21 protein-coding genes, 2 tRNA genes and 1 pseudogene are annotated in these 20,831 nt (G+C 44.0%); 7 read left to right on the forward strand and 17 right to left on the reverse strand.

All coding sequences use genetic code 11. From position 1 onward, the window contains the following. Positions 1 to 145: 145 nt before the first annotated feature. The 5 genes from DC094_RS00645 to mobA form a co-directional block, all read right to left on the reverse strand. Positions 146 to 604 (reverse strand): hypothetical protein, encoded by a 459-nt coding sequence (locus tag DC094_RS00645; RefSeq protein ID WP_116685173.1) that lies wholly within the window; start codon positions 602 to 604, stop codon positions 146 to 148. A 250-nt stretch (positions 605 to 854) separates the two neighbouring features. Beyond that, on the reverse strand, positions 855 to 1,301 hold the full coding sequence (moaE, locus tag DC094_RS00650; RefSeq protein WP_369406191.1) for a molybdopterin synthase catalytic subunit MoaE: 447 nt from the start codon (positions 1,299 to 1,301) through the stop codon (positions 855 to 857). After that, positions 1,301 to 1,549 carry a molybdopterin converting factor subunit 1 gene (gene moaD / locus DC094_RS00655; protein ID WP_116685175.1) on the reverse strand — a complete coding sequence of 83 codons (249 nt, stop codon included), beginning with the start codon at positions 1,547 to 1,549 and terminating at the stop codon, positions 1,301 to 1,303. The genes moaE and moaD overlap by 1 nt, the downstream gene beginning before the upstream one ends. Beyond that, positions 1,542 to 2,033 (reverse strand): cyclic pyranopterin monophosphate synthase MoaC, encoded by a 492-nt coding sequence (gene moaC / locus DC094_RS00660; RefSeq protein ID WP_116685176.1) that lies wholly within the window; start codon positions 2,031 to 2,033, stop codon positions 1,542 to 1,544. Before moaC ends, moaD begins: the two co-directional genes overlap by 8 nt. Next, on the reverse strand, positions 2,030 to 2,599 hold the full coding sequence (mobA, locus tag DC094_RS00665; protein WP_116685177.1) for a molybdenum cofactor guanylyltransferase: 570 nt from the start codon (positions 2,597 to 2,599) through the stop codon (positions 2,030 to 2,032). Before mobA ends, moaC begins: the two co-directional genes overlap by 4 nt. A gap of 140 nt (positions 2,600 to 2,739) precedes the next feature. Between mobA and DC094_RS00670 the strand changes: the two genes are divergently transcribed. The 4 genes from DC094_RS00670 to DC094_RS00685 all read left to right on the forward strand — a co-directional run bounded on the left by DC094_RS00670 (position 2,740) and on the right by DC094_RS00685 (position 6,290). Further along, a complete protein-coding gene (locus DC094_RS00670; RefSeq protein ID WP_116685178.1) occupies positions 2,740 to 3,378 on the forward strand; it encodes a hypothetical protein in 639 nt (212 codons plus the stop codon). A gap of 260 nt (positions 3,379 to 3,638) precedes the next feature. Then, complete coding sequence (locus DC094_RS00675; protein WP_116685179.1) at positions 3,639 to 4,457, forward strand: 4'-phosphopantetheinyl transferase family protein; 819 nt, start codon at positions 3,639 to 3,641, stop codon at positions 4,455 to 4,457. A 151-nt stretch (positions 4,458 to 4,608) separates the two neighbouring features. Then, a complete protein-coding gene (locus tag DC094_RS00680) occupies positions 4,609 to 5,841 on the forward strand; it encodes an aminotransferase class V-fold PLP-dependent enzyme (protein ID WP_206605542.1) in 1,233 nt (410 codons plus the stop codon). Continuing rightward, entirely contained in the window at positions 5,838 to 6,290 is a 453-nt protein-coding gene (locus DC094_RS00685; protein ID WP_116685180.1) for a SufE family protein, read from the forward strand. Before DC094_RS00680 ends, DC094_RS00685 begins: the two co-directional genes overlap by 4 nt. 26 nt (positions 6,291 to 6,316) lie before the next feature. On the opposite strand, the gene tcdA is transcribed toward DC094_RS00685, so the two are convergent. The 10 genes and pseudogenes from tcdA to thrS form a co-directional block, all read right to left on the reverse strand. Continuing rightward, the gene (gene tcdA, locus DC094_RS00690; protein WP_255420850.1) at positions 6,317 to 7,111 is read right to left on the reverse strand and encodes a tRNA cyclic N6-threonylcarbamoyladenosine(37) synthase TcdA; all 795 of its coding nucleotides are present in this window, start codon (positions 7,109 to 7,111) and stop codon (positions 6,317 to 6,319) included. A gap of 92 nt (positions 7,112 to 7,203) precedes the next feature. Then, positions 7,204 to 7,280: transfer RNA gene (locus DC094_RS00695), tRNA-Pro, on the reverse strand. A 360-nt stretch (positions 7,281 to 7,640) separates the two neighbouring features. Then, positions 7,641 to 7,895, reverse strand: a pseudogene (locus DC094_RS22480) (MerR family transcriptional regulator); the annotation flags it as partial. Next, positions 7,876 to 8,175: an integration host factor subunit alpha gene (ihfA, locus tag DC094_RS00705; RefSeq protein ID WP_116685182.1), complete on the reverse strand. Its 300-nt coding sequence runs from the start codon at positions 8,173 to 8,175 to the stop codon at positions 7,876 to 7,878. The pseudogene DC094_RS22480 and the gene ihfA, both read right to left, overlap by 20 nt. Before the next feature lie 4 nt (positions 8,176 to 8,179). Further along, positions 8,180 to 10,561 (reverse strand): phenylalanine--tRNA ligase subunit beta, encoded by a 2,382-nt coding sequence (gene pheT / locus DC094_RS00710; RefSeq protein WP_116685183.1) that lies wholly within the window; start codon positions 10,559 to 10,561, stop codon positions 8,180 to 8,182. A 20-nt stretch (positions 10,562 to 10,581) separates the two neighbouring features. Next, positions 10,582 to 11,607, reverse strand: coding sequence for a phenylalanine--tRNA ligase subunit alpha (gene pheS, locus DC094_RS00715; RefSeq protein WP_116685184.1), 1,026 nt, complete (start codon positions 11,605 to 11,607; stop codon positions 10,582 to 10,584). A gap of 127 nt (positions 11,608 to 11,734) precedes the next feature. After that, positions 11,735 to 12,091 (reverse strand): 50S ribosomal protein L20, encoded by a 357-nt coding sequence (gene rplT / locus DC094_RS00720; RefSeq protein WP_116685185.1) that lies wholly within the window; start codon positions 12,089 to 12,091, stop codon positions 11,735 to 11,737. 16 nt (positions 12,092 to 12,107) lie between these two features. Next, positions 12,108 to 12,305 carry a 50S ribosomal protein L35 gene (rpmI, locus tag DC094_RS00725; RefSeq protein ID WP_116685186.1) on the reverse strand — a complete coding sequence of 66 codons (198 nt, stop codon included), beginning with the start codon at positions 12,303 to 12,305 and terminating at the stop codon, positions 12,108 to 12,110. A gap of 43 nt (positions 12,306 to 12,348) precedes the next feature. Next, positions 12,349 to 12,867, reverse strand: a complete 519-nt coding sequence (gene infC / locus DC094_RS00730; RefSeq protein WP_422615573.1) for a translation initiation factor IF-3 — start codon at positions 12,865 to 12,867, stop codon at positions 12,349 to 12,351. A gap of 9 nt (positions 12,868 to 12,876) precedes the next feature. After that, entirely contained in the window at positions 12,877 to 14,805 is a 1,929-nt protein-coding gene (gene thrS, locus DC094_RS00735) for a threonine--tRNA ligase (protein WP_116685188.1), read from the reverse strand. A 679-nt stretch (positions 14,806 to 15,484) separates the two neighbouring features. On the opposite strand from thrS, the gene DC094_RS00740 reads away from it, so the two are divergent. Further along, positions 15,485 to 17,695 carry an acyltransferase family protein gene (locus DC094_RS00740; RefSeq protein ID WP_116685189.1) on the forward strand — a complete coding sequence of 737 codons (2,211 nt, stop codon included), beginning with the start codon at positions 15,485 to 15,487 and terminating at the stop codon, positions 17,693 to 17,695. An 85-nt stretch (positions 17,696 to 17,780) separates the two neighbouring features. Here DC094_RS00740 and DC094_RS00745 read toward each other — a convergent pair whose 3' ends face one another. Then, the gene (locus DC094_RS00745) at positions 17,781 to 18,419 is read right to left on the reverse strand and encodes a DUF2268 domain-containing putative Zn-dependent protease (protein WP_116685190.1); all 639 of its coding nucleotides are present in this window, start codon (positions 18,417 to 18,419) and stop codon (positions 17,781 to 17,783) included. 352 nt (positions 18,420 to 18,771) lie between these two features. Between DC094_RS00745 and DC094_RS00750 the strand changes: the two genes are divergently transcribed. Continuing rightward, on the forward strand, positions 18,772 to 19,590 hold the full coding sequence (locus DC094_RS00750; protein WP_116685191.1) for an alpha/beta fold hydrolase: 819 nt from the start codon (positions 18,772 to 18,774) through the stop codon (positions 19,588 to 19,590). A gap of 91 nt (positions 19,591 to 19,681) precedes the next feature. After that, positions 19,682 to 20,119, forward strand: a complete 438-nt coding sequence (locus tag DC094_RS00755) for a hypothetical protein (protein WP_116685192.1) — start codon at positions 19,682 to 19,684, stop codon at positions 20,117 to 20,119. A 171-nt stretch (positions 20,120 to 20,290) separates the two neighbouring features. On the opposite strand, the gene DC094_RS00760 is transcribed toward DC094_RS00755, so the two are convergent. Then, a tRNA-Val gene (locus DC094_RS00760) sits at positions 20,291 to 20,367 on the reverse strand. Positions 20,368 to 20,831 lie beyond the last annotated feature (464 nt).

The raw sequence follows: 20,831 nt of genomic DNA on the forward strand, positions 1-20,831 counted from the left end.
AACAAGCCGAAACGTTGGCTCTGCGCCAACGCCTTAAATTCGTCCACTTATACTTACGAAATGTAAAGAATGCCGCCGCGAATAACAATCCCAATTGGCAAATACATTAAAAACAAAATGCAAAAACGTGGTCGTCAACAACAAATTAGCTGGCTTTTGCTATTTCATCTGTATTTCGCGCCAAAATTTCCCAAGCTTGTTGGTTAATTTGAACCAACCACTCACCTTTCATTGGCATTTCAATTAACTCAAGCAGCGGGATTGTTTCGTTTTCTGCCGCGCCCTTTACCACACTAGTAATATGTAAGCGCGCCTCTGATAATTTATCAAAAGAAGACTTCAATCTGGTATAGCTATCTGGGCCAACCCTCCAACTAAGTGCTTTAAGTAACAAAGCGCGCTGAAATTGCACTTCATAGCTGGTGATTTTTTTTGCTCGGGTTTTCAAACGGCGGCCTAATTCAAGCCAAATGCTTTCATCGTCTCGAATCATTACTGCGCCAGAATATGAAACTTTAAGATCTTCATCGGCGTAAATGGGTTGCTGATCCAGCAATTGAGGTAGATCGGGATGTTTATCAAAAAAAGCAAAAAGCCAGTTCACTGGACTATCCCCTATGGACTTCTATTTTATTAGTTACGGATTTGGCTACTAGGTTCTATCGAAGAAGAACTACTAGAAAACAACTAGCGGAAATTGCCTGAACGTGGTTTTTGAAATCAAACCAGCAGCCCAGCCAACAAAACCCTTACACTGGAATAGTCAAAAATCAGCAAAAAGCAAGCTGCAAGGCCGAAAAATAGCTGACAACCAATTAGGTAAAAACTAGAGGTGAAACGCCGGAACTGAAAAATCAGTCCCAACGAGAAGCGCGGTCCTGATCCGATTCCTTGGCATCAACCCAAGTTTCTCCGGCATCAGAAATTGATTTTTTCCAAAACGGTGCTGAGGTCTTCAAATAATCCATGATGAACTCACAAGCGGCAAATGCATCAGAGCGATGGGAAGAACTGACACCAACAAATACAATTTGTGCGCCTGCTTCCAGTTTTCCAAAGCGATGAATTAACCGCACTTGTAATAAATTCCATCTCTGCTTTGCTAACTCAACAATTTGCTCCAGAGATTTTTGTGTCATCGCTGGATAATGCTCAAGGTAAAGCGCATCAATTCCAGAACCGGATTCACTACCACGCACTCTTCCAACGAAAGTGGCAATTGCACCTGTTTCAGAGTCATCAGATAACTGCTGATACTCATCACCCAAATTAAAATCTTCCAGCTGCACTGAAATCATCATTAACCTCCGGTGACCGGAGGGAAAAATGCAACTTCGTCACCCGATTTTATGAGGTGACTGTCTTTAACCATTTGCTGGTTAACTGCAACCAAACCTCGAGACTCGGATAAAACTTGCGACCATTTTTCACCTTGCTCGGAAAGTTGCGTCTTAAGCAAGGCAACCGTCAAATCATCAACCGCTGGCATTTCAACGCTTTCACATCCTAAAGCTTCACGATATCGAGCGAAAAAAAGTACTTTAATCATTTACGCCACCTGAGCCTGCTTGATAGTCACCACTTTTACCGCCTGATTTTGATAACAAACGAACGCCATCAATAACCATGCCTTTATCAACTGCTTTACACATATCGTAAATCGTCAATGCAGCAACGCTCGCTGCGGTCAAAGCTTCCATTTCAACGCCGGTCTGGCCATTCAATTTGGCCAGGGTGGCAATTTTTACCTGATTCGGCGGGCAAAGCTCGAAATCAACCTGAACTTTGGTCAACATCAACGGGTGACACAAAGGGATTAAGTTTGAAGTTTGCTTAGCTGCTTGAATGCCAGCAATTCGGGCAACAGCCAGCACATCACCTTTTTTGTGAGTGCCTTCATTTAATAATTGAAAAGCTTGCTCACTCATGGTGACTTGCGCTTGGGCACAGGCGGTTCGAGTAGTTGACGGCTTATCTGCCACATCAACCATATGGGCTTTGCCATGTTCATCTAAGTGGGTCAATCGAGTCATGCTTCTTTTCCTTGATCAAACTCCAAACAAGTTTGCCACTCGCCTGGGGTATTGGCATTGATAAATCGCCGATGATCTGCAGTTAAATCCAGTTGAGTTAACTCGCGACCTTTCAAAAGCGCTCGCATTGAACGGTCACGGCCGTCTTGCGAAGCCATTAATTTTGTAAGCAGCTGTTTTAAATCCGCATCATTTCGCAGGCCACAAGGTAGCCAGTATTTTTCAAAGCAAACACCACTGGCATTTGCTTTTAACTGATCAACTAATTGGGTTAAACATGCGACTGGTAGCAACGGCATATCCACTGGCAAAACCAGCACATATTCTGCTGTATCAAGTTGCTGGATACAGGCATCTATACCACCAATAGGCCCTTGCGCCTCAACACGATCTGGCACATACCCCTGATGTTCAGGCAAGCCACTAACCACCACCTTCCCTGCACCTGCCTGCGTCAAAAGTCCGACCATATGCTGATGCAACGGCTGATTTTGATATTGCAGTAATGCTTTATTTTGTCCCATCCGGCTGGATCGACCACCGGCCAGAAGTATGCCTGCCAACATTCCGCTCTCCTAACAAACATCTTGGCTTTCGCCAAAGGATACCCAGCAGATCTCAGTTTAGGAATTTCCTACCTCGATTTTTCTAACTTTCCGCCCAGAGGTATTACGCTTATAACCAAGTCAAACAATTCTGGTATCCAATGGACTGGCACACAACCAACCTCGATAAATATCGAGCCGAACCGCAACACCTTTTACCTCATTACGGAATGGTCGCGACCTCAGCCTTAGCCAACGCCCTGATTGAACGCAGTGAGAAAGAAGGTATCGCAATCAATGCAATTAAACTGAATTTATTGATGATTCTGACGCATGGTTGGCATATGGCAGTTCATGACATACCGCTCATCCGTGAACCAGTTTATGCTGCCAAAGAATTACCACTCATCAATACTATTTATTGGTATATCACGCTTAAAGATCTACCCGCCGACCTTCGCTTCAATCGCATGCTGCTACAAAGCCCGTTGCAAGATAAATCTGAGCCGACCGGCCAAACCCTACCGGAAAATGAAGCTTTCAGTGCAATGAATGCTTTAATAGATACGGTTTGGCAGACTTACGGCGAAGATGATGAATACCAATTACTGAACATGCTCAATGATAAAGCCGCGCCTTGTTATCTCTGGAAGACCTATTTGAATTTTCAAACTCAATACCATGACCCGACCAATGCGCCGGTAATTCCAAACCAATTATTACGAGATTGGTGCCTATCACTCAGCAAACCAGAGCAGCCCAGCGCTAGCATTTTAAAGCTCAAAGCAAAAGAAAATTAGCCACTCGCTAAAATAGCGCTTGAACAAACCCCATCATTATTTGATAGTTTTCACATCAATATGATTAACCATCGCAGAAGCTAAGCAGTAGCGATGGTTTGTTTTGCCTATACCCAAAGTAATTGGAGATGCTAGTAGGCGGCAAGTGAGCGAAGCCCCATGAGCTTACGGTTATGAGTGATTGGGGTGAGCGAAAGCAGTCAACGCCCGAGCGTTTTCAAGTACGATGGGTATAAGCGCTTTTTTTTGAGTAGCCGCAAGTGACTATCAAACACCCATTAGCATTTCCCATAGCATTTCCCATTACGCCCACCATTTTTCTGCTTGAGCAGCACAGTCGACTTGGCCAATATCTGTTGCAATCTTCCGATCAACTGCTTGCGCCGGAACAGCAACAAAAATTACAGCGACTTGCCAGCAAACCTGCACAGGAATTTAAAATCAGTCGTTTGTTGATTCAGCTGTTATTTGACCATTGGTTTGATGCTTGGCAGTTAGCAATCACTGACAACGGCAAGCCCTATCTAAAGCAACAGCTTAAACAACCATCATGCGGTTTCAATCTAAGCCACAGCCAACAATTAATCGGCCTACTAGTCAATCCTAATGGAGACTGCGGGCTGGATATTGAATGGTGCAATAATAAGCTTGATCCGTTTGAAATTGCCAGCACTGTCTTTACTGGCAAAGAAACCCAACAACTCGAGCAATCATCTGATCCACTGCAATTATTTTTTGATTTATGGGTCGCTAAAGAAGCCCGTTTAAAATTAATCGGCAAAGGATTTTCACAAGATCCCAAAAGCCTTGAATTCAATCTCGATCAGCCGAACTTTCCAGACAGTCAATCCACAAACAGCCATTTTTCAGACGGCCACTTTTCAGATAACCAAAATAGCAACAGCGATCCTTTGTGGCTTTTTCAGCAACACACCACGGCAAAGGGTCAGTTTCATGTCGCAGCCAGTGGCCATACATTTAAACAGGCTCCAAATATCTATTTACTAGATTTATCTTCAGAGCTGCAACTTCAATCCACTGCGGTTGATCTCGCCGCCCGATCAATTAAAAAACGCTAAACGCGCTCAGCTTATTGCAGGCAAACCGGCCTTGATCTGACAAGGCTTGATCTCACTTTATTGCTGATGCATGATCCGCGCTTATCGCGCAGCAATCGCCTTTGGCCAAATCTTTATCTGGTTCCTCATGCCTCAAAAGCCGCAATCAAATATGTCAAAACAATCCCAAGCTTCTATTTTGGATATGCCGGACTCAAGCCCTTGGCGAGATCAATTCCCTTGCTTTTCTGAAGATGATTTTCCAATTTATTTTGATAGTGCAGCGACGAGCCAAAAACCATTGTCGGTTATTCAAGCAATGGATCAAGTTTGGCGATCCGGGCTGGCCAATGTCCATCGCGCTAGTTATCGGTTGGCTAGTAAAAGCACCGAGCAATTTGAATCGGCACGCGCCACAGTCGCTCAATTTATTAAGGCGAAACCTGAAGAAATTATTTTCAGCAAAGGCACTACTGAAGCAATTAATTTGGCGGCGCAATTATTAGAAAATCAATTTCAGCCCGGCGATTTAATTGCGCTTTCGGTAATGGAGCACCATGCGAACTTGGTGCCATGGCAGCAACTGGCAAAACGCAAACAATTAAAACTATGTTGGATTGAACTAAATAAGAACAATCAGTTAGATATGCAATGCTGGCAGCAAATACTGGAACAGCGACCTAAGCTGGTTGCAATCAGTCATATTTCTAATGCCATTGGCAGCATTAATCCAATTGAAAAAATAATTTCTGATGCAAAAAAAATTAATGCAATTACTTTAATCGATGCAGCACAATCGATCACTCACTTACCTATCGATGTAAAAAAACTCGATTGCGATTTTCTGGCATTTTCAGGCCATAAGCTATTTGGCCCTACTGGCATTGGCGCGCTTTATGGTCGTTACCAATTATTAGAGCAATTACCACCCGTACAATTTGGCGGCGAGATGATTCGCCAAGTTTGCCGTGACTACAGCGAATTTCAAAATCCGCCTTTCCGATTCGAGCCTGGCACCCCCAATATTGCCGGCGCATTGGGCATGGCCAGCGCAATTAATTGGCTGAAAAGCCAAAATCAACCAGCTATTGAACATTGGCAGCAGCAGTTAGCTGAATTATGCCGCGAAAAATTAACCGCAATTGACGGGGTGAGTGCTTTAACGCCGAACACCGGATCAATTCAGGCTTTTGCCATTACTGGCGTTCATACCGCCGATATTGCCATGATTCTTGATGAACAGAATATTGCCCTACGCAGTGGTCATCATTGCGCAATGCCATTAATTGAAAGCCTTGGCCTAGCTGGCTGCCTTCGGGTTTCTATTGGCCCTTACAACACCGCCAACGAAATTAACGCATTAGCAGAAGCCCTAGAACAGGCAATGGAGTTATTAGCCGAATGAATAGCATTCCTCAACATGTTTTTGGTCAAAGCATCGATACTGCAGAAATTGAACAGCAGTTTGCTAAAGCCAAAGCTTGGCAACAAAGAATTAAATTATTAGTCGAGCTTGCTAAACAATTACCAACATTGGCTGATGAGCAAAAAAATGATCAGTCTAGAATTTTTGCTTGTGAGAGCAAAAGCTGGCTAATCATGGAATTAAATCAGAAAAATCAGTGGCAAATATTAATCGACTCGGAAGCTAAACTAGTTCGAGGATTGGGCTGTATTTTGCTCGCGGCATTCAATCAGAAAAGTAGCCAGCAAATTATTCAGTTTGATTTGGCTAATTATATGCAAACACTGGGGCTACAAAAACAATTAAGCCCTAGCCGCGCCAGCGGATTAACCGCGATTGCCAAAGTAATAATTGAACGAGCGCATTCAGAAATCAAAGCGCAAAATTAATCAGATCGACTAAATCACACCAACAATTACTTAGTTTTCTGAATTAACTTATTAACGACCCGAGAAGCCGCGACCATGCCAAAGGTGGCAGTGACAAAACTTGCGGCACCAAAACCACCGGCACAGTCTAGGCGCACGCCATCTTCCATTGCCGATTTAACGCCGCAAACACTGCCATCTGCTTGAGGATATTGCAGCTGTTCTGTCGATGACACACATTCCACGGCAAAGCGTCGCTTAGTATTTCGAGTGAAATTATAATGCCGACGCAATAGTGAACGGACTTTTGCCGACAGTGGATCTTGAATGGTTTTGCTTAAATCTGTCACCACAACTTGCAACGGGTCTAGCTGGCCACCAGCACCGCCCACTGTTATTACGGGAAGCTTGTTGCGCTTAGCCCAAGCAATCATCGCGGCTTTCACTGATGCGGCATCAATGGCATCGACTAGATAATCTGCGCCGACATCAAACAGCTCGAATAAATTATCTCGGTCGGCAAACTCTTCAACTTGATTCACCTTGCAATCGGGATTAATTAAAGCAATCCGCTCTGCCATCACCTGAACTTTGCTTTGGCCAACAGTATCTTTCAGCGCGTGAATCTGCCGATTAGTATTGGTAATGCAAACATCATCTAGGTCGATCAGGGTAATTTGACCAATACCACTGCGCGCTAAAGATTCAGCAACCCAGCTGCCAACACCACCAATACCAACCACAATCACATGGCTAGATTGCAAAACCTTTTGGCCGACTTGACCGCATAAACGAGCCATTCCACCAAATCGATTTTGATAACCGCTATCTAGATCAGCCACTGTAATCTCCAGAAAAATATTGTGCTAAACGCAAAAAAGCCCTCACATTACTGTGAAGGCTTTTTTCGGTCTTTCAAAAAAAGACCTTAATTTGGTCGGGATGAGAGGATTTGAACCTCCGACCACCTACACCCCATGCAGGTGCGCTACCAGGCTGCGCTACATCCCGAGTTCAACGCGGCGAATAATACCCAAAGGGACACCGGTTGCAAAGGAGTTTCCGCTATTTTTTGAGAAGCTGGATAACGCTATCAAGCTCTTCAATGAGTTGCCGTCGCAACTGCGGATCGACCGGAATGGAAATACCTGAAGCTGACGTTCTCTCCAGTGCCAAATCGGTCTGCTGCTCTACTCTTTCTTGATTTCGTTCTTGAACACTTTCTTGCTGACTTGCAATACTTTCCGACTCAACACTTACAGTCGATTCTGCCGCAATTGTCTCCAATTCGACAGGTTTTGCCGTTTCCGTCACAACTTCTTTTGCCAAAACTTCGGCTATCGATGCTGCAACAGTTTTGGTTTTTTTCTTATTGAGCATTAGGCGTGCACCATGAATGGTGAAACCTTGCTCATATAATAGCGAGCGGATCTTACGAATCAGCTCGATATCATGTCGCTGGTAATAGCGACGGTTACCCCGTCGCTTTACCGGCTGCAGTTGAGGAAACTCTTGCTCCCAATACCTCAAAACATGAGATTTTAGATCGCAAAGTTCACTGGTTTCCCCAATTGTGAAGTATTTTCTATCCGGTATAACCGGTAGATTACTCGACTGCACCCTCATATTCTTCTACCCTGGCCTTGAGCTTTTGGCCTGGACGGAAGGTAACGACCCGACGTGCACTTATCGGAATCTCTTCACCTGTTTTTGGGTTCCGTCCTGGACGCTCGTTCTTTTCCCTGAGATCGAAGTTACCGAAACCGGAAAGCTTTACTTGCTCACCCTCTTCCAGTGCGCATCTTACTTCTTCGAAAAAGCTTTCAACGAAATCTTTCGACTCGCGCTTGTTCAAACCTATATCATCAAATAGCTTTTCCGCTAATGCGGCTTTTGTCAATGCCATGGAATTAATCCCTCAAAGAAGCTTTACAATCCTCAGTTAGCTTACCGATCACGGTATCTACTAACTGATTAACCTCGTCATCTTCCAAAGTACGGTCCTGATGTTGGATCACTAGAGTAATTGCAATACTCAATGAACCTTCAGCAACACCTTGGCCTTGGTAGATATCAAACATTCGAACCTCTTTTAAAAGAGATCCGGCATTTTTCTGCACACAATTAATAATTGATTGCGCAGGCAGTGTATCTGGAACAATTAGCGCCAGATCCCGGCGAATTTCCGGGAATTTCGAAACTGGGGTGAACCCCGGAACGCGGCCATTTTGCAGTGCTTCTAGCTCGATTTCGAACACAAACACGCCCAACGGGAGATCCAGTTCACTAGCCAGTCGCGGATGGATAGCACCGAGCCATCCAACCGGCTGATCGTCCAACATAATACGTGCAGTCTGCCCCGGATGAAGCGCAGGATGACTTGCAGTCGCAAAGGTGAAATCTTCCGCATGACCAGACATTTCTAGTAATGCTTGCAGATCGCCCTTCATATCGAAAAAGTCCACTAAAGACTTATCGTTACTCCAGCCCATAGGCTTACGAGGACCACAAATAATACCTGCCAACATAGGGCGCTGCATTAACTCGCCATTTTGTTCCTTACGGAACGAAAGGCCAGTTTCAAACAAGCGAACCCGCGACTGCTGACGATTCAAGTTATGCTGCATTGCCTGCACCAAACCTGCCATCAAGGTAGTCCGCATCACCGCCATATCAGCAGAAATCGGATTAGCCAACGCCACCGGCTCTAATTCAGGATCCATTTTGCTCTGAATCTCTGGAGAAACAAAGCTATAGGTCACTGCTTCTTGATAACCCAAGCCGACCATGCGACGACGAATCGCACGCAAAGGTACTTGTTTTTCAAGATTTAACTGAAGCGTCATATCGCCTTTTAATGAGCAGACAGGCAAACGGTCGTAACCGTAAATTCGCCCAACTTCTTCAATTAAATCGGCTTCAATTGCGATATCGAAGCGATAGCCTGGAGGCGTTACCTGCCAAACATCTTCGCCTTGATAGTCAACATACATGCCCAAACGCTCAAGAATCTCTTCCATCTCATCGACAGGAATCTCAGCGCCTAGCAGCTGACAACAACGTGCTGCTCGGAATTTAACCGACTCACGCGTCGGCAAATGCGCTTCAGCTACTGCTTCAGTCACTGGACCAGGTTGACCACCTGCAATCTCAATTATCAACTGGGTTGCACGCTCAATTGCCAGTTTTGGCAATTCAAAATCAACACCACGCTCATAACGATGAGATGCATCGGTATGCAAACCATAACCACGTGCTTTACCAGCAATCGCAATCGGGGCAAAGAAGGCACTTTCTAGGAAAATATCCTGAGTAGTGTCTGCCACACCCGAATGTTCACCACCCATAATGCCACCCAAAGCCAAAGGCTTGGCGTGGTCAGCAATAATCAGGGTATTTTGCTTTAATTCCAGCTCTTTACCATCCAGTAAAGTCAGTTTTTCACCAACTTTTGGCATTCGAACCCGAATACCGCCTTCAATCTGAGCTAGATCAAAGCCGTGCATTGGCTGACCTAACTCCAACATCACATAATTAGTGACATCGACAACTACCGAAATAGAACGAACGCCGGAACGACGAAGCCGTTCTTGCATCCAAACCGGAGTCGTTGCATCAATCTTGATGCCTTTGATGATGCGGCCGCAATAACGCGGGCAAGCTTCAGGTGCCAACAATTCAATCGACAGCTGATCATCAATTTCAGGCGAAATTTCTTCAATGTCCTGATACTCAACTGGCGCACGGTTTAAAACACCGACTTCGCGAGCAATACCAGCAACACTTAAACAATCACCACGATTTGGCGTTAAATCGACCTCGATGCACTGGTCATCCAGTTCAAGGTAGCCACGCAAATCAGCACCAACCGGCGCATCAGCAGACAATTCAAATAAACCATCGCGGTCATCAGATAAGCCCAGCTCGTCTGCACCACACAGCATGCCAAAGGACTCAACCTTCCGCAGCTTGGCTTTTTTGATTTTGAAATCGCCCGGTAATACCGCACCAATTTTGGCTAATGGCGCCTTTAAGCCAGCACGCGCATTGGGCGCACCACAAACGATTTGCACCGTTTCATCACCGGCATTCACCTGACAAATTTGTAACTTATCAGCTTCAGGGTGAGGCTCAGCAGAAATAATTTCTGCCACCACAACACCAGAAAAGTCAGCTGCAGCAGGCTCTACTGCGTCGACTTCCAAACCGGCCATGGTTAATTGCGAGATCAGCTGATCAGTATCTACTTCAGGATTAACCAGCTGACGAAGCCATTTTTCACTCAGTTTCATTTCTGTCTTCCTGAATTGGGTTACTGACCGCCTTTGAACTGCTCAAGAAAACGTAAATCGTTTTCAAAGAACGTTCGTAGGTCATTAACGCCGTATCTCAGCATCGCCAATCGCTCAACACCCATACCGAATGCAAAGCCGCTGTATTGTTCCGGATCGATGCCCGCAGCAGTCAGAACTTTAGGATGCACCATGCCGCAGCCCAGCACTTCCAACCAACCGGTCTTGCTACAGATCCGACACCCTTCACCGGCGCAGCTTACGCACTGAACATCAACTTCAGCTGAAGGCTCGGTAAACGGGAAATAAGAAGGACGGAAACGAACTTCCAATTCCTTCTCAAAGAAAACATTCATAAATTCGCCCAACAGACCTTTAAGCTCGGCAAAGCTGGTCTTGCGATCGACAACCAGGCCTTCTACCTGGTGGAACATCGGTGTGTGGGTCAAATCTGAGTCGCAACGATAAACGCGACCTGGTGCAATTACTTTCAACGGCGCTGACTGTTGCTCCATTACCCGGATCTGAACCGGAGAAGTATGGGTACGCAATACAGTTGACGCATCAAAATAGAAGGTGTCGTGCATAGCACGTGCCGGATGGTGCGCCGGAATATTCAGCGCTTCGAAGTTGTGATAGTCATCTTCGATTTCCGGACCTTCAGCAATGCCAAAACCAACCTTGGCAAAGAAATCTTCGATTCGCTCCAGGGTACGTGTAATCGGGTGTAAACCACCGTTTTCTACGTGACGACCTGGCAAGGTAACGTCCAGACGCTCTTTTTCAAGACGTGCATCTAGCTCTACCTGCTGCAACAGCTCCTTACGAACTTGCAGCTGAGCTTGCAGTTGCTGCTTGGCTTTGTTGATTTCCGCCCCAGCCTTGGGCTTTTCTTCCTTTGACAGACCAGAAAGGCTTTTCAGTAGCCCAGTCAACTCACCCTTTTTGCCAAGATACTGAACACGTACTTGTTCCAGCTCGACAATGCTTTGTGAGGACTCGGCCGCTTCAAGCGAAGCCTTAAGGATGGCTTGTAGTTGTTGCATGGTTTTCTCCAAACAAATAAGGGAAGAGCCTAAGCCCTTCCCCTACTTCACCTGACACTGTTCAAAAGACGAAAAAAACGAATCAGATCAACGCCAGGCAAGACTTAATTTGCACTATGCGAACAAATTAGGCCAGAGAGGCCTTCGCTTGCTCAGCAATAGCAGCAAAAGCAGCCTTATCATGAACAGCGATATCAGCCAGAACCTTACGGTCGATAGCAATATCAGCTTTCTTGAGGCCATTGATCATACGGCTGTAGCTCAAACCACATTGACGCGAAGCTGCGTTAATACGGGTGATCCACAAAGCACGGAAAACGCGCTTCTTTTGACGACGGTCACGGTAGGCGTACTGGCCTGCCTTAGTTACCGCTTGAACAGCTACGCGATAAACACGTGAACGTGCTCCGTAGTAACCTTTGGCTTGCGCCAATACTTTTTTGTGACGCGCATGGGCAGTCACACCACGTTTTACTCTAGGCATCTTCTACTTCCCCGGCTTATACAAAAGGCAACATACGATTAATGCTGCGATTATCGCAGCTCTTAATCATCGCGAGATCGCCTAACTGGCGCTTACGCTTGGAGCTCTTTTTAGTCAGGATGTGACGCAAATGCGACTGCTTGTGCTTGTAACCACCAGAAGCTGTTTTTTTGAAACGCTTGGCGGCACCGCTATGGGTTTTTTGTTTTGGCATACTAACCTCTACTACGTATTTAACAATGCAACAGTCGAAACCGTTACTTCTTCATTTTCTTAGAACCGAGCACCATCACCATCTGGCGACCTTCAAGTTTGGGCCGTTGTTCAACGGTTCCATACTCTTCGAGATCTTTCTCAACCCGGTTAAGCAATTGCATGCCTAAATTCTGGTGAGCCATCTCGCGGCCACGGAAGCGAATAGTGATTTTCGCTTTGTCCCCTTCATCAAGGAAACGTATCAGGTTACGTAGTTTTACCTGATAATCCCCTTCATCCGTACCAGGACGGAATTTGATTTCTTTCAGCTGAACCTGCTTTTGCTTCTTGCGCTGTTCGCTCTTAAGCTTCTTAGCTTCAAACTGGAACTTGCCATAATCCATGATCCGGCAGACTGGCGGCTCAGCATTAGGAGAGATCTCAACAAGATCTAATCCCGCATCACGAGCAGCTTTTAATGCTTCTCGAGTTTCTACTATGCCAATCTGATCGCCGTTAGGGCCAATCAAACGAATGGTTGGCACCTTTACTTGCTCGTTAAGACGAGCCTTCTTCTGCACGCTAATGGATCAATCCTCCTGTTTGCGCCCAAGTTGGGCATTGCTATCTCGCAGCAATTGAGCGAAAGCGTCAAGGCTCATGGTTCCAAAATCCTTACCTTCTCTGGTACGGACTGCAACTTCGCCAGATTCAGCTTCGCGATCTCCGATTACAACTATGTAAGGGACTCGCTGCAATGTGTGCTCGCGGATTTTAAAGCCGATCTTCTCGTTTCTCAAGTCTGTTTCGACCCTGAAACCTTGTTTTTTCAAGGTTTGGGCGACTGAAGTCACTGCTTCGGCTGAACGGTCGGTAATATTCGCGATAACAACTTGTACTGGAGCCAACCAAACTGGCAGCTTTCCAGCGTAGTGTTCAATCAAAACACCAATGAAACGTTCCAGCGAACCTAAAATAGCTCGGTGGATCATAACGGGCGTCTGACGTTCATTATTTTCATCTATATATGAAGCACCCAAACGACCTGGCATTGAGAAGTCCAGCTGGATGGTGCCCATCTGCCATGCACGATTTAAACAATCGAACAAGGTAAATTCAATTTTAGGGCCGTAGAAAGCGCCTTCACCTGCCTGAATCTCATAGCTCACATTATTGGCTTCTAAAGACTCAGCCAGTGCCTTCTCTGACTTATCCCAAACTTCGTCTGAACCAATACGCTTTTCAGGGCGAGTAGACAGTTTTACTTCAATGTTTTCGGAGAAACCGAAATCACGGTAAACGTCATACACCATATTGATGCAGTTAGATACTTCTTGCAGGATCTGGTCTTCAGTACAGAAGACGTGCGCGTCATCTTGGGTAAATGAGCGAACGCGCATCAGGCCATGCAAAGAACCAGAAGGTTCATTACGGTGAACAATACCAAATTCCGCCATACGATATGGCAAATCACGGTAAGATTTCAAACCTTGATTGAAAATCTGCAAATGACCTGGGCAGTTCATAGGTTTTACTGCGTAGGTACGTTTTTCAGATTCTGTAGCAAAAATGTTGTCTTGGTACTTATCCCAATGACCTGATTTTTCCCACATACCGACATCAAGAATCATCGGGGCACGCACTTCTTCGTAGTCATACTCAGCTAATTTGCCGCGCATGTAACTTTCTAAAGATTGGTAAATACTCCAGCCTTTTGCGTGCCAGAACACCATTCCAGGCGCTTCTTCTTGCCAGTGGAATAAATCCAACTGTTTGCCGATACGACGGTGATCGCGTTTTTCCGCTTCTTCCAAACGCAAGATATAAGCTTTCAACTGCTTTTTATCTGCCCAGGCAGTACCGTAAATACGGGTTAACACTTCATTTTCAGCATCGCCGCGCCAGTAAGCGCCAGCCAATTTCATCAATTTGAAGTGCTTTAAGTGACGGGTGTTTGGCACATGCGGGCCACGACACATATCGACATATTCTTCGTGATAATAGAGACCCATCTCAGTGATAGATTCATCTAAATCATCGATCAGGCGAACCTTGAAGGTTTCACCACGATCATCAAAAATCTTTCTCGCCTCAGCTCTTGGCGTCATTTTTTTAACGACGTCATAGCCTTTACTAATCAACTCGGCCATACGCTTTTCCAACGCAGCCATATCGTCCTGAGTGAAAGATTCTGGTACTTCTACGTCGTAATAGAAGCCATCAGCAATCACTGGCCCGATAGCCATTTTGGTGCCCGGCTTGATCTGCCTTATTGCATGACCAATCAGGTGAGCACAGGAATGGCGAATGATCTCAACACCTTCCTGATCCTTGGCGGTAATTAATCTCAGCGTAGTATCGGTGGTAATGGTGTGACATGCGTCGACTAAAACACCATTTACTTCACCAGCAATTGTGGCTTTTGCCAAACCTGGACCTATGTCCATGGCAACATCCATCACACTTACCGGCCCGTCAAAACTGCGCTGACTACCGTCAGGAAGAGTAACTACAGGCATACTTGCTTGATCCTTAACTAAGGTGAGACTTTCAAATAAAACACAAGGGAGGGGATTCTATATAAAATGCGGTCTAAAGCGCAATCCAACTGAGTGATTGTTTTGCCCGCTGGGCCTAAATAAATGCAAATAATCGAAAAACCGAACGGTTTTGTTAGCTACGGAGCCCAAACAACTACAAAACTAGCGTAATTAACCGCCTTGGGGTTGTAGTAACCTGACAATACAACTCGATAAGCTGCATTTTCGCTTCATCTATTAACTGCAATCTTTGTAATCATTGGCGGTATGACCAACCACAACAGAACCATACGAACCGTCAAGATAACAACTACCGCAAACACTCTGAAACAACCGCTGCCAACTCGACCTTGCTACCACATCAAAAACGGCATCGATAGTAAGTCACACACACCTATGACACAAAAGACAAATTAACTTGAAAGAACAACCATCTATTCAAGATTACCAATAAATATTTTCAATGTATCTAAGCTTGACGACCAATCGCGTCAAACACAACACGCGTACAAGTGAATGTATTTACATTAAATAAATCAATAATTTATGAAGCATTAGCTACAGACAATCGATTTTAACTATCCCCCTCCACTATTGAACGACTAAATCGTCAATATGAAAAAAACCGCTCCCTTTTTTTTCACACTGGAGATCTTTAGTGCTGGAAAATAGATTTCCGCCTGATTACAATCTACAGCAAATGATAGATTCAATTTTTAACACACCACGCTATTTTTTAACACACCACGCTATTGAAAATATTTGGCACGATATTTTCTGCACCCCCCTTTTTTTGAAGGGAAAGCGACCCTCCCATTGTACTACTTACCATAACGATACAGAGGATCTTTTGCACAATAAAATTTATTTCCCGCATATTGATGGATTAAGGGCAATTGCTGTTATGGCAGTTATCATTTTCCATTTTAATGAAGGCCTATTGCCAGGCGGGTACCTAGGAGTAGATGTATTCTTTGTAATATCTGGGTTTGTAATTACAAACTACTTAAACAACACCCGCTGGAATAATACTAAAAGTTTTTTAGTTGATTTTTATCTTAAAAGATTCAAACGCATCTTCCCTGCTTTGGTGGTCTGCACTCTCGTCACCTGTGCAGCCATTGCCATCTTCGTAACAAGACCTGAAAAACTGATTTTTAAAACTGCAGCCATGTCTATTATTGGCATGACTAACAATTACTTATACTGGAAATCAAGTGATTATTTTTCTTTAGACAGCAGCCTCAACCCTTTCACCCATATGTGGTCACTAGGCGTAGAAGAGCAGTTTTATTTAATTTACCCAGCGCTGCTTATTTTTTCAGGATTAGTTCTAGGCACAAGAAAAAAATTAAGCCGCTATCGAACAACCTTGCTTTTAATCTTAATGGTAGCGTCATTTGTAGGCTATGAAATAACCCAAATAACAGACAAAAGCGCTAGCTTTTACCTATTGCCTTTCAGGTTATGGGAGCTGGGGGTAGGTTGCCTAGCCTATTATACCTATATCAATAAAAACAAAGGCATGCGGATTTTCGAGAACCCTTTGACCAGCTGGGTCGCATTATTTGGCCTGACGGCATGCCTTTATTTTCCAGAAGAATATCAAGCATTCACTACACCCCTGATTGTCATAACATCCGCTTTAATTATTTTAAGCGACTGCCACTCAAAGACTATTGTTAGCAAACTATTATCATGCAGCCCAATGGTTTGGGTAGGCCTCCTATCGTATTCATTGTATATCTGGCATTGGCCAATCTTGGTCCTTGGAAAGCACACCCTTGGGCTACAAGGAAAGACCGCTCCAGCGATCATCGTACTAATCCTATTCTTTTCAATCAGCTCATATTATTTAGTTGAACGCCCTCTCCGGAACATCAAATATAGTTTCAGCTTAAAAAAGCAACTGTCACTCTATGTTACTTTAATGGTACTCGCAGCTCTTTCAATATCTTCATACGCCCCAAGATTTTCAAAAAATTACAACAACATAATTGCTGATTTATACGAAATTGAACCAGTAATACCTTGGGGCGATGATGTAGATTGCCACGGAGAACTTGACCTCAGCCAAAAGAAAGATCCAGTAAAAGAGTGCTTAGAGCCGACTAGAAACAACGACAAGCCGAAAGCATTTTATCTAATAGGCGATTCTCATGCCGCGCAGTTTTATTTTATGGCTAACAAAGCGCTGGCAAAGACTTCATATCAAGTCAGATTTATAAATGACGGCTCTATTGATGGTATAATCAACAGAAATGAAAAATCAAAATCAATGCAGTACATAGTTGAAAATATCAAACCTGGAGACGTAGTAGCTTTAGCTTTCCACCGTGGACGACTAAACAATTCAAGAGACAAACACATACCACTACAAGAGATTGTAAAAGAAAACAAAAAATCACTCGCCTTTAAAAGGCATTATCTTGAATTTCAAAATAAGATCACCAACGCTGGAGGCGTCTCGCTTTTACTTCGAGACACACCACTCATGGCAACAATTGCAACAAGCCCTTCATGTAAGTTACAGGTTGAATACTTAGGCTCTAGCGTTTGCAACGTGTCCGCCTTGCAAGACCGACACACGAGGCGTCGCCAAGATATGGTTTATAACGAATTAAATAAAAAGCATTCTAACACTTGCACCTGGGACCCTTTGAATGTCATGTATGGAAATAACACTTCTATTGATGTCACAGATAAAAATGGCGAGTACATCATGTGGGACTGGAATCACATTACAAAGCAAACGTCGCTTGATCTTTCAAAAAACTTCCTGCCAGCCTTTCAAAAATGCATCAACAAAATTCAGATTGCAACTAAACCCTCTCAAGAGCCAGTCACACCTGAAACCAAAGTAATCTGACTATTACTTTTATGCCGAACAAGCTGATTGACCATCAAATCGGCTTGTTCGGCATACTCTTTTTTTATCTGAGCACGCAGAAAAACTAGAGCAAGAAATCCTCAACCGGCAATTTCATAAGTTCTGAATCGTCCAACCCTCTTTCTTCAGCTAAACGCTTAACCAAGTTGTACCCAACCCAGTAGCCAGCATATTTTGCATACTGCGCGACATCTGCACCTAAAAAATAAAGATTGAAGTTAAAAGATTCACTGTTTATTTCCGGCTTCATTTTTCGATAAATATCTTGCCAGTTCAATTCACTCATATCATTGAAAAGCGAAGACACTACACCGCCGTTAAAATTCCTTTCAAAATAACAGGCCAAGCCTTCGGTAATAATGTTATCAGCCAACGAATTTTCAGAACCAACTACAGCCATTCTCATGCAATGATGAACTTCATGGGCCAGCACCGAGCGGAGTTCTTTATTTATTGCTTCGACGATATCTTCTCTATTGCAATCAATTAGAATTTCTAATCTAAAGGGTGAAAGCGCATAACCGCCAATACCTGAAGGCGCGGGATCTGAATAAAAGGGGCTAAAAGTAATATCTACATCACTTAAGTCAAAGTGCTCACCAATCAAAGCCAGCGACTGCTGAGCAACTAAAGCAATGCTGTCGCGTACCTCACGACTGAAGCGCCCGGTTGAATTCAATATTGAAATATTATTATTTTTCATTTTTACAATACCTGGAAATTTGGAATAACCTTACTTGGGTAAGACGAGATATTCGGAGAATTCGTGTTACGGACTGAAAGCTTGTAAATGACACTCTCAGCCAGTATCTCTACTGGGAGCGCAGGCGGGCAGCCTGCAAAGTGCTGAAAGCACAATCCATTGAAAGATAAGTGCTTTACATTCAAATGCAGGCAAGCTGTCTGCGCTCCACGCGAAAACCTTGCAAAATTTACTTTTATTTTTATCGGCGATTAATTTAATGCTATCGTAGCGTAAGCAACCAGTCAACGAGCACGCATTAAGAAGATGCTTGCAGCTAGCACACCACCACTCACTCAACAAAGGACAATGCATGCTGGCAAATGAATACGGCTCTGGAAATAAAACCATCATCTTGATCCACGGCGGCCCTTCTCTTTTTGGTTATATGAAGTCTTTGGATGAGCTACTCGAGAATCAATACAAAATTATTGATTATGCCCAGCGAGGCACCTTTGAATCACCCGCCAACCAAAAAGTAACCATGGCGAGCCATATTACCGACTTAGCCAATTTAATTTCAAAGCACTCCAAAAAAGAAAAGGTTATTCTTATTGGTCATTCATGGGGCGCTAACTTGGCACTACTTGCCACTTCCGAGCATCCAGAGAAGATTGAAAAAATCATACTGCTTTCAACTGCAGCGCTTAATCAGCAGATCAGTGATTGGCATAGCGATACCTTAAACGCCAGATATAACAGAGCGACTAAGGAGAAGCTCGCTCTAATTGGCAAAGAATTAACTAAAGAGCTGACGGTAGAAAACAGAAATTCTTTAATGCAGCAGCGCCTAGCACTAACCAGCCCGTTCTATCACTTAAACCCAAAAACAGAGGAGTTGATCCCGGCGACAAAGTGGAATTTCACAACGTTCCTCGAAAGTATAAATTCTATTTGGGACATCATCGATGCTGGAGAAATTCCAGGCATTTTAAAAGCCATCAAAATTCCGGTAATTGCATTTCATGGCGATAGCGACCCGATTCCCTGCAAAGAAACATTTGCCTTTTTACGAAAGAATATTGACGACATTGAAACTCACGAAATAGAACAGTCTGGGCACTTCCCATGGCTAGAGCCAACTTCTCGCGATGATTTTTTGAAAGCATTAAAATTAAAGCTAGAAAAATAAAACACCAACACGACAAACAATACATTAAATTATGCTTGGCAGATATTGTTCAATAAAATACCAATACAAGTAAAGCCAATAAGACATAAAGATGAATATAGAATCGATGGAAATTCACGCAAACCGTTTACACAAAGGAACAATGGCAATTCTAGAAAAATTAACCGGAATGCCTGAGGACAAGATTCCATACCTCCCCATCATCGCTTGCTCAAAAGGAAAAACCCGCTGCTTCACCCCATCTGCGACACAAGGAGGGTCAAACCCTGAATACATAGCTTCCTACATCATCAACGGCGCATTCAGCCTTGAAATAAAGATGAAGTATTTACATGCATTGGAAACAGGCCATGAAATCAAAGGACACAAATTACTTGAGTTGTTTTCTGCATTAACTGATGAAACTAAACAATTTATCAGAGATGACATGTCTCGCATAACAAAGCAATCCCAACAATACAAAGAACTATCTCAACAGTTACGGCAACATGTAAAAAAATTCGAATGGGACGTACATAAGTTACTTTAAAACTCTGACCTTGCTTTTGAAAGATGGCGGTATTTGCACGAAGGGAAAGGAATGACATGGTTTGCAGGTTATGGTGAGCTACGAGAATGTCTAAGCAATAGAATTCAAGCCATCAAAAATAAAACAAAGCAAAAAAAGCCCGCTTTCTTGCGAAAGCGGGCTTTTAAAATTTGGTAGGACTACCCAGATTCGAACTGGGGACCTCTACCATGTCAAGGTAGCGCTCTAACCAACTGAGCTATAGTCCTAGATTGCTTCGCTGAGGCGACAATAGAATGCCTGTTCCGTCAGGAGCGAGGCGTACTATAATGAAACCGCCTCGCCGTGGCAAGCCTTTGCCAGCGCCTTTTTTGCACCCTTCATGACTTGATCGTTAAATAGCATGACGTAACCACCTGAGCTCAGATGATTCATTACATAAATTAACCGCTTGCTCAAATGCAAAACTGGCGTACTTGCCAGCACTTTACTTTTACACCCTTCATGACTTACCCACTAAAGAGCCAATCGTAACTGACTGAGTTCAGTTAATTCATTAGATAAATTGACTGCTTGCTCAAACTCAAAACTGGCGTATTTGCCAGCACTTTTTTTTGCACCCTTCATGACGTACCGGTTAAAGGGCGAGTCATAACTGCCTGAGTTCAGTTAATTCATTACGCATATTTGCTGCCTGTTCGAACTCAAAACTGGCGTATTTGCCAGCACTTTC

Source organism: Pelagibaculum spongiae, assembly GCF_003097315.1.
Lineage (GTDB): Bacteria > Pseudomonadota > Gammaproteobacteria > Enterobacterales > Pelagibaculaceae > Pelagibaculum > Pelagibaculum spongiae.

Bases quoted from the DNA above. Each gene is read 5' to 3' on its own strand.
- pheT (WP_116685183.1), bottom strand. From the start codon at position 10,561: ATGAAACTGAGTGAAAAATGGCTTCGTCAGCTGGTTAATCCTGAAGTA.
- moaC (WP_116685176.1), bottom strand. From the start codon at position 2,033: ATGACTCGATTGACCCACTTAGATGAACATGGCAAAGCCCATATGGTT.
- moaD (WP_116685175.1), bottom strand. From the start codon at position 1,549: ATGATTAAAGTACTTTTTTTCGCTCGATATCGTGAAGCTTTAGGATGT.
- rpmI (WP_116685186.1), bottom strand. From the start codon at position 12,305: ATGCCAAAACAAAAAACCCATAGCGGTGCCGCCAAGCGTTTCAAAAAA.
- rplT (WP_116685185.1), bottom strand. From the start codon at position 12,091: ATGCCTAGAGTAAAACGTGGTGTGACTGCCCATGCGCGTCACAAAAAA.
- ihfA (WP_116685182.1), bottom strand. From the start codon at position 8,175: ATGGCATTGACAAAAGCCGCATTAGCGGAAAAGCTATTTGATGATATA.
- thrS (WP_116685188.1), bottom strand. From the start codon at position 14,805: ATGCCTGTAGTTACTCTTCCTGACGGTAGTCAGCGCAGTTTTGACGGG.
- DC094_RS00670 (WP_116685178.1), top strand. From the start codon at position 2,740: ATGGACTGGCACACAACCAACCTCGATAAATATCGAGCCGAACCGCAA.
- DC094_RS00750 (WP_116685191.1), top strand. From the start codon at position 18,772: ATGCTGGCAAATGAATACGGCTCTGGAAATAAAACCATCATCTTGATC.
- DC094_RS00745 (WP_116685190.1), bottom strand. From the start codon at position 18,419: ATGAAAAATAATAATATTTCAATATTGAATTCAACCGGGCGCTTCAGT.
- DC094_RS00755 (WP_116685192.1), top strand. From the start codon at position 19,682: ATGAATATAGAATCGATGGAAATTCACGCAAACCGTTTACACAAAGGA.
- DC094_RS00680 (WP_206605542.1), top strand. From the start codon at position 4,609: ATGTCAAAACAATCCCAAGCTTCTATTTTGGATATGCCGGACTCAAGC.
- moaE (WP_369406191.1), bottom strand. From the start codon at position 1,301: ATGATGATTTCAGTGCAGCTGGAAGATTTTAATTTGGGTGATGAGTAT.
- mobA (WP_116685177.1), bottom strand. From the start codon at position 2,599: ATGTTGGCAGGCATACTTCTGGCCGGTGGTCGATCCAGCCGGATGGGA.
- pheS (WP_116685184.1), bottom strand. From the start codon at position 11,607: ATGCAACAACTACAAGCCATCCTTAAGGCTTCGCTTGAAGCGGCCGAG.
- DC094_RS00685 (WP_116685180.1), top strand. From the start codon at position 5,838: ATGAATAGCATTCCTCAACATGTTTTTGGTCAAAGCATCGATACTGCA.